This is a genomic window from Roseibium limicola, assembly GCF_017313085.1.
GTDB classification, from domain to species: Bacteria; Pseudomonadota; Alphaproteobacteria; order Rhizobiales; family Stappiaceae; genus Roseibium; species Roseibium limicola.
Genome location: NZ_JAFLNF010000007.1, coordinates 299,743 through 307,148, shown reverse-complemented (window position 1 = coordinate 307,148; position 7,406 = coordinate 299,743). Strand labels below are relative to the sequence as shown.

At 59.5% G+C, this 7,406-nt stretch carries 6 protein-coding genes; 4 read left to right on the top strand and 2 right to left on the bottom strand.

The genetic code is table 11. From position 1 onward, the window contains the following. Positions 1-184 precede the first annotated feature (184 nt). Positions 185-616: a GlcG/HbpS family heme-binding protein gene (locus J0X15_RS16485; protein WP_206942989.1), complete on the bottom strand. Its 432-nt coding sequence runs from the start codon at positions 614-616 to the stop codon at positions 185-187. Positions 617-741: 125 nt separating this feature from the next. On the opposite strand from J0X15_RS16485, the gene ggt reads away from it, so the two are divergent. Both ggt and J0X15_RS16475 read left to right on the top strand, forming a co-directional pair. After that, positions 742-2,337, top strand: a complete 1,596-nt coding sequence (gene ggt / locus J0X15_RS16480) for a gamma-glutamyltransferase (protein ID WP_206942987.1) — start codon at positions 742-744, stop codon at positions 2,335-2,337. Between the two features lie 147 nt (positions 2,338-2,484). Further along, a complete protein-coding gene (locus J0X15_RS16475) occupies positions 2,485-3,516 on the top strand; it encodes a glycosyltransferase family protein (protein ID WP_206942985.1) in 1,032 nt (343 codons plus the stop codon). Between the two features lie 14 nt (positions 3,517-3,530). Here the strand turns inward: J0X15_RS16475 and J0X15_RS20230 are convergent, their stop codons facing one another. Continuing rightward, positions 3,531-5,039, bottom strand: coding sequence for a glycosyltransferase family 2 protein (locus J0X15_RS20230; RefSeq protein WP_206942983.1), 1,509 nt, complete (start codon positions 5,037-5,039; stop codon positions 3,531-3,533). 171 nt (positions 5,040-5,210) lie between these two features. On the opposite strand from J0X15_RS20230, the gene J0X15_RS16465 reads away from it, so the two are divergent. Beyond that, entirely contained in the window at positions 5,211-6,413 is a 1,203-nt protein-coding gene (locus J0X15_RS16465) for a glycosyltransferase family 4 protein (RefSeq protein ID WP_206942980.1), read from the top strand. Beyond that, entirely contained in the window at positions 6,397-7,374 is a 978-nt protein-coding gene (locus J0X15_RS16460) for a glycosyltransferase family 2 protein (RefSeq protein WP_206942979.1), read from the top strand. Before J0X15_RS16465 ends, J0X15_RS16460 begins: the two co-directional genes overlap by 17 nt. The last annotated feature ends 32 nt before the right edge of the window (positions 7,375-7,406 follow it).

The window sequence follows — 7,406 nt, the reverse complement described above, 5'->3', positions numbered from 1 at the left end:
CTGGGGACAAGCTGATCGAGCGTCACAATCTCGAGCGCTGTCTGGGAAGGGCCGGGCTGCTTCAACATCAAAACAGTGAATCAAAAACCCCCGGCAAACGCCAGAGGTTTGTCAGCAGTCTGAAAAGGCCCTGAACTGTGTTCAGGGCCTTTTTTGTTTCTCACAGGCAGCTGTCGAGCCGCTGTTACCCGCAATCGGCGACGAGGCCGACTGCCGCCACACCGGCCAGCGCTGCGGCTTCGTCATTGTCGGAAGTGTCACCGGTGATGCCCACGGCACCCACCACGTCGCCATCCTCATCCTTCATCAGAACGCCGCCTGGAACCGGCACGATGGCGCCGTTCGAGACGCCATTCAGGGCCTGGATGAAATGCGGGCGGCTTTCCGCGTTTGCATTGAGCCAGCGGGTTCCAGTGCCGACAGCCACGGCACCAAAGGCTTTGCCCTGGGCGATCTGCGGACGCAGAATGGAGGAACCGTCCTGACGCGAGAGTGCCGTAAGGTGACCACCCGCGTCGATGACGGCAACGGTCAGCGGCTTCAGGCCAAGCTCTTCCGCTTTTGCGAATGCGGCGGAAATGATTTGCTCTGCCATGGAAAGTGTAAGTTTGCGCAAGGCTCGGTTTCTCCCTAAAAAGTGATTTCCTGTCTGCTCAAGGGCTAGCAGATCTGCGCGCCCGCGAACACAACCATAAGCAAAGAAGGATTTCCTCCCGGGAGGAAATATTCTGGAGGTCTGATTTGAGACGTGATTTTGAGGCCCCTGGCCGGTCGCCGGTCTATGCCCGTGAGGCGGCTGTTGCGACATCCCATCCGCTGGCGACGTCGGCAGCACTTGAAGTGCTGCAGTCCGGCGGAAACGCGGTGGATGCAGCCATTGCCGCCGCCGCCGTCCAGACCGTGGTCGAACCGCAGATGACCGGCCTTGGGGGCGACCTCTTTGCAATCGTCACTGAAGCTGATGGCCGCATGGCCGGCTTCAATGGATCGGGCGCCGCTCCCAAGGCGCTGTCGCCCGAGCTGCTGGCCGAACGTGGCATCACCGCGATCGAGGCAACATCGCCGCATGCGGTGACCGTTCCTGGTGCGGTGCGTGCCTGGGAAACCCTGCTCAAGGCCCATGGCAGCCGCTCGTTCAAGCAGCTTTTGAAGCGCGCCATCGACTATGCGCAAAACGGCTATCCGGTGGCGCCGCGCGTCAATCGCGACTGGCAGGAAGCTGTCGGCAAGTTGCAGAGCAATGCAGCGGCGACAAAATATTACCTGCCGAAGGGCGAGGCGCCGGCCATCGGCGACATCATGAAATTTCCGCATATGGCGGAAACGCTGCAGGCAATTGCCGATGGCGGAGCGGATGCCTTCTACACGGGTGCCATTGCCGAAGACATCATCGCCACGCTGAAAGGCCTGGGCGGGGTAATGACCCTGGAGGATCTGGCGGCGGCACACACAACGGCCGTGGCGCCGGTGGTGCGCGATTACCGTGGACACACGATTGCCGAGCTGCCGCCCAACGGCCAGGGCGTCATCGCGCTGGTCATGCTGGGCCTGCTGGAGCGGTTTGATCTCGGCAGTCTGAGCCCGATCGGGCCAGAACGGTTCCATCTGGAAATGGAAGCGGCGCGCATTGCCTACGGGGTCCGCGACAAATTCATCACCGATCCGAACTACATGGACATCGGCCATGCGCGTCTATTGTCGGAAGACTATATCGACCAGCTGTCCCACCTGATCCGCATGGATCGCAAGCTGCCGGAAGTGCCGGGTAACAGCCTGGCGCCGCAGACCGACACGATCTATCTGACGGTCGTCGACAAGGATGGTCTGTCGGTGTCGCTGATCCAGTCGGTGTTCCAGCCGTTCGGCAGCGGCATTCTGGCGCCGAAAAGCGGAGTCATGCTGCACAACCGTGGCTTCTCCTTCAAGGCAACGCCTGGCCATGCCAACACGGTCGCCGGCGGCAAACGGCCGATGCACACGATCATTCCGGCTTTCGGCCTGAAGGACGGGCATCCGTGGCTGTCGTTCGGGGTGATGGGCGGTCACTATCAGGCCTGTGGTCATGCGCATCTGATCACCAACATCGTCGATTACGGCATGGATCCGCAGATGGCGATTGATTTCCCGCGCATGTTCTTCGATCGGGAGACCCATGCCTTGGAAGCTGAAAAGCTCATTCCGGCCTCGACACTCGACGGCTTGAAGGGCTTTGGTCACGAGGTGCGCCGTTCAAGCGAGCCGATCGGCGGATCTCAGGCGATCATGATCGACCGGGCCAAGGGCCTGCTGATCGCCGGCTCTGATCCGCGCAAGGACGGCCACGCGGCAGGTTACTAAACCCGCGCGCAACGACATCAGACGTTGGCGGCGATCCCTGCGCTGCCAGCGTTTTTTTCTGATCGCGCAGGTTCGGTTGGGGTTGCGTCTCTCCGGCACGGCGTTTACGGCCTTGGATCCAGCCATATTGCGAGCGGATGAGAAGACATGCTGATCTGGGACTTCCTGCAATCTGCATATGATCATGCACGCGGTCGTCCGAAGACCGCCTTTCCTACCCGCTACCACTATGTCGAGACCTTGCGAGAGGCTCTGACCGCTCGGGGCCTGCGGCTTCGTCGGTTCGGCCAGCATTGCCTGGAGTTGAGCCGCCCAGATCGGGCTGAGCGGTTGATTGTCGTTGTTCGCTACACCCACGAGCGCGATTTGGCACGTTTGGCGAAGGCCGCGAGAGGGTCCGGCACCCGCATTGCCTATCTGCTTGATGACGACCTTTGGGCGATGCTGGAGGACAACAAGCTTACGGCGGAGTATCGCGCCCGGCTGGAGCATTTTCTCACCCGACATTTCGCGGCGTTGCGCCCGATGCTGCAGCAAGTGATCGCTCCGAGCCGGCAGATACTGGACCGGATGGCGGATCTGCCAGGTATTTACATGCCGCCTGCCCATCTCGAGCCCTCCGAAGATCTGTCGCATTTTGACGGGGCCGGTCCGGTTCGGGTGGTCTTTCTGGGCACCAGCACGCATGGAGCGGATTTTGGTCGCATCGCACCGGGATTGGCGGTCGCGCTAAAAACCAATCCGCAGCTGCATCTGACGACCCTTCAAGGCAAGCGGGGCAGTCAGTTGTTGCCGGACGGGCCGCAGGTAACGCACCTGAAAGACATGTTTTTCGCGCCATTCCAGACCTGGTTGGCTGAGCAGAGATTTCATGTGGCGCTGGCGCCCTATCAAGTCAATCCAGTCAACAATGGACGTTCCAACTTGAAGTTTCACCAGCATGCGCTGGTCGGGGCAGCGGGGCTTTACACCGAAACAGAACCTTTTGCCGAGTGTGTGCGCAACCGCGAAAATGGTTTGCTGCTGGCCCATGACGCCGATGTTTGGAGCTCAGCGGTCAACGATCTTGCCCTCAACCTGGACAAGACGCGTAACCTCGCGGCTGCTGGCATCGCAGACAGCCGTCGCGTCGGGGACCACGAGGCCCTTGCGTCGATTTGGGACGAGCTTGTCGGCTAGATCCCTTTACTTGGTTAAGTCTGGTCCCACCAGTTGCGCAGTCCGGGAAGGGCGCTGCGACGCCTGAACAAAAAATGGCCGGCCTGTTTCGACAACCACGGGCTGCTGGTCGGGTCTTCAAAGGCTTCAGTTTCGTGCAGGCGTTTCAGGGCGGCTTTTTCCCGCTGAAACTGCTGGGCGCGTGCCCGACTTCGATCCATGCCGCGCGTGACCGATTCGTGGTGGTACAGCTCGGCGTGCGGCGTCCAGACGGTCCTGAAGCCAGCCTTGTAGGCGCGCAGGCAGTAATCGACGTCGTTGTAGGCGATGGCGAAATTTTCTTCGTCCCAAGGTCCGACGGCTTTTCGACAGTCCTCCGAAATCAGCATGACTGCACCGGTAACGCAAATCGAGGAATGAGGAACACGCAGGCGGCCAAAACGACCGGCGGTGTCGCGCGGCCGCTTGTAGTAGCAATGACTTGCGAGGCCACCGGTGCCGATCGTGACGCCAGCGTGTTGCAGTCGATCGTCCGGGTAAAGCAGCTTGGCACCGACAATGCCGGTCTTTTCGATGTCGAGACAGGCCACCATCTGCTTCAGCCACTGATCGGTGATCACTTCGATGTCGTTGTTCAGAAGCAGCACGGCGCCGGTGTCAAAGCGGGCGAGCCCGCGGTTTACGGACCGTGAGAAGTTGAAGGCTTCCTGATTGATCTCGTATGAGAACCCTGAGTGCCGGGTCACATGATATTCATAGAGGTCATGCACGCGCTGGTCCGTGCTGCCGTTATCGACCACGTGGACACGCAGGTCCGGATAATCGGTTTCTTCCAACACACCTTGCAAGGTCCGGCTGATGAGATCGAAGCCGTTGCGGCTGGGAATAAGCACCGTGACAGGCGGCAGACCGGGTGCAGCCGGTGCCGTTTTCTCTGCTGAGGTCGGGAAGGCGCGCAGGTGTGGCGCGTGGGGCGTCTCGATCAGCGGAACGGGCAGATGGTAGACGTTGGTCTCGTCATAGTGCTGCAAATAGAGATCGAGCAGAGCGGTGATGCTTGCTCCGCTCCCCGGGGGCGATCCTGCCAGGCAGGGGATCAGCCGATCCCGGGGGAAGATGGCGAGATCGGACAGATAGTCGATGCTGCGGAACAACAGCGGGTCGAAAGCCGGTTTGAGCAGCGGCTTTTGGGGCCGTCCCTGGTGATCGATCTGGATCGCGTCGCCGTAAATCAGAGCGGCGTCCGGAGTGGCTTCGGTCAGCGCGTGGAGGATTGCGCTGGTGGCTTGTGCCGGCAGTCGGTCGCCTTGTCTTACGTAGGCGACGAAGTATCCTGAGGCCTGGTGCAAGACTTCCAGAGTGAGGCCGTTGCCTTGCAAGACCTGCAGCGCCGAAGCGGCATCAACAATCGCCTCGGGATTCGGTGTCACGATGGTCAGGACCGGGCCGCCGGCTTTGCTTCCAACCGGCGCGGCGCGTTCAATGGCTGACGAGACGCGGCGGCGGAACCCGGCGAAGCTGAGCTTTTTGCAGAGTTGTCTCACGCGCAAACCCTCATGGCATGGCCTGACACGCGCTGTGGCCAGCGGTTTTTCCGGTGAAAGTACCTCGGTATACCGGCTGCGGCCGGAAAGGCCTTGTTGCAGACGATAGAACGCCGCTATTCATGCGATGCACCTCAACCTCGGGCTTCCAGGGAACACTTGAGCCAATTCATGCCGTTTACGCGTTTGACGAAACTTCTCGGGCTGAGACCGAAAAAATCACCGTTGGTCAGACGGGTAGACCATCTGCGCAAGTTTGTCAGCTACGCGGACGCCGGCGGCACGCCTCCAGTTGACAGTTTTGATCCGGCAAGGATGCGAATTACCTTCGTCATTCCCGACTTCAGGCCGGGTGCCGGTGGCCACATGACGATTTTCAGGTTGGCACATTTTCTTGAAGAGTTCGGGCATGAGGTTCGCTTCCTGGTCCACAACCCGTCAGTGCACAAGAGTGGCGCCGATGCTGCCGCGACCATCAAACGGCATTTTCAGCCCTTCCGAGGCGAAGTCGAGATCTTTGGGAAACATACGCCAGAGGCTGAGGGCGATGCGCTGATTGCAACGGACAGGTTTTCTTGCTTCCCGGTCAATGCAATGCAGGGGTTCATTCGCAAGTTTTATCTGGTGCAGGACTTTGAGCCGTCTTTTTACCCGGCCGGATCTGAATATCTACTGACGGAATCCACCTATCGCTTTGATTTCGATTGTCTGTGCGCCGGTGAGTGGCTGCATCAGATGATGATCGAGCGCTATGGTCGGTGGTCCATGTGCTGGCCGTTGGCGTTTGATGCGTCGGTCTACAGATTGCGGAACACTCGGCAACGCAGCGCGAAGCGTATCGCGCTGTATGCGCGCTATGTCACCGATCGTCGGGCTGTCGAGTTGGCGTTCCTCGCGCTGGGCATCCTGAAGAAGCGTGGCGTGGAATTCGAGGTTGATTGCTTCGGGATCAATCTGGGCGACATGGGTATGGATATCCCGTTTCGCGACCATGGGGTGTTGAATAGCGAAGAGCTTGCCACATTGTATTCAGAGTGTGCTGTCGGACTGGTTTTCTCGGCGACCAACCATTCTCTGGTGAACAAGGAAATGATGGCCTGCGGTCTACCTGTGGTCGATCTGGAAACGGACAGCGTACGGGCGATCTTTCCGAACGACTGCATGATCTTTGCCGAGCCTTCACCCAACGGAATTGCCGACGCGCTTGAGAAATTGCTGAGTGACCCGCTGGAGCGAGACCGCTTTCGCGAAGTCGGGCTGCGGTATGTGCAGCAGTTTGACTGGAGTGCCAGTGCCCGCCTGGTCGAAGCTGCACTGCGCACACGGGTGACGTGGGCCTTAACCAAAGAGGGGAACGATGATGCCCCTGCATAAGTGCGCGGTCATCATTCCGACCAAGAACGCGATGCCGGGGTTAGGTGACGTCTTGTCTCAGGTTCTGAGCCAGGAGACGCCCTGGCCTTATGAAGTGATTGTCATCGATTCAGGCTCGTCCGACGGAACGACGGAATTTGTCCGGGCGTTGTCTGTCGTTCGTCTGATCGAGATAGCTCCGGAAACGTTTGGGCATGGCCGGACGCGCAACCAGGCCATCGCAGCTGCCGACGCGGAATTCGTGGCGCTGCTGACCCACGATGCGGAGCCTTGCGATCAGCAGTGGCTGGCGAACCTCGTTTCAGCCGCTGAACAGGATCCTGAGATTGCCGGGGTTTTTGGTCGTCACACAGCTGTGCCTTCCGCCAGCCCATTTACAAAAGCGGATCTGGATCGGCACTTTCAGAGTTTTGGAAATGGCCCGCATGTCGTCAGCAAGGCTCTGGATGACAAGCGCTACGAACAGGATCCGGCCTGGCGCCAGGCCCTGCATTATTATTCCGACAACAACTCCCTGATGCGAAAATCGGTCTGGGAGAAGCATCCCTATCCAGATGTCGAATTTGCCGAAGACCAGATCTGGGCGCGTGAGATCATAGAAGCGGGATTTTCCAAAGCCTACGCGCCGGAAGCAATGGTCTATCACTCTCATGACTATGCTCCGATGGAGCAGCTTCGACGGGCGTTTGACGAATCTCGTAATTTCAAAAAGTACTTTGGATACCGCCTCTCGGCGTCACCGCTCTCGGCTTTGGCTGCAGTGATCAAAAATGTTGCCGAGGCTTTCCTGAATGCACCGGACGAGACGCGCTATGGACCGGTCACGCTGGACCAGAAAAGCCTGCGGGCACGGCAACGTGGCGCCCTCATTGTCGGGCACTTTCTTGGAGCTCACCATGAGCGGTTGCCGGAGACATGGGCGCAATGGCTCTCGCTCGATCACAGGCTTTTTCGTTCGTAGAGCCTTCAGGTGCTGGCTGGGAAGCACACCAT

Coding starts and splice junctions, on each gene's coding strand:
- J0X15_RS16465 (WP_206942980.1), top strand. CDS start 5,211: ATGCCGTTTACGCGTTTGACGAAACTTCTCGGGCTGAGACCGAAAAAA.
- J0X15_RS16460 (WP_206942979.1), top strand. CDS start 6,397: ATGATGCCCCTGCATAAGTGCGCGGTCATCATTCCGACCAAGAACGCG.
- J0X15_RS16475 (WP_206942985.1), top strand. CDS start 2,485: ATGCTGATCTGGGACTTCCTGCAATCTGCATATGATCATGCACGCGGT.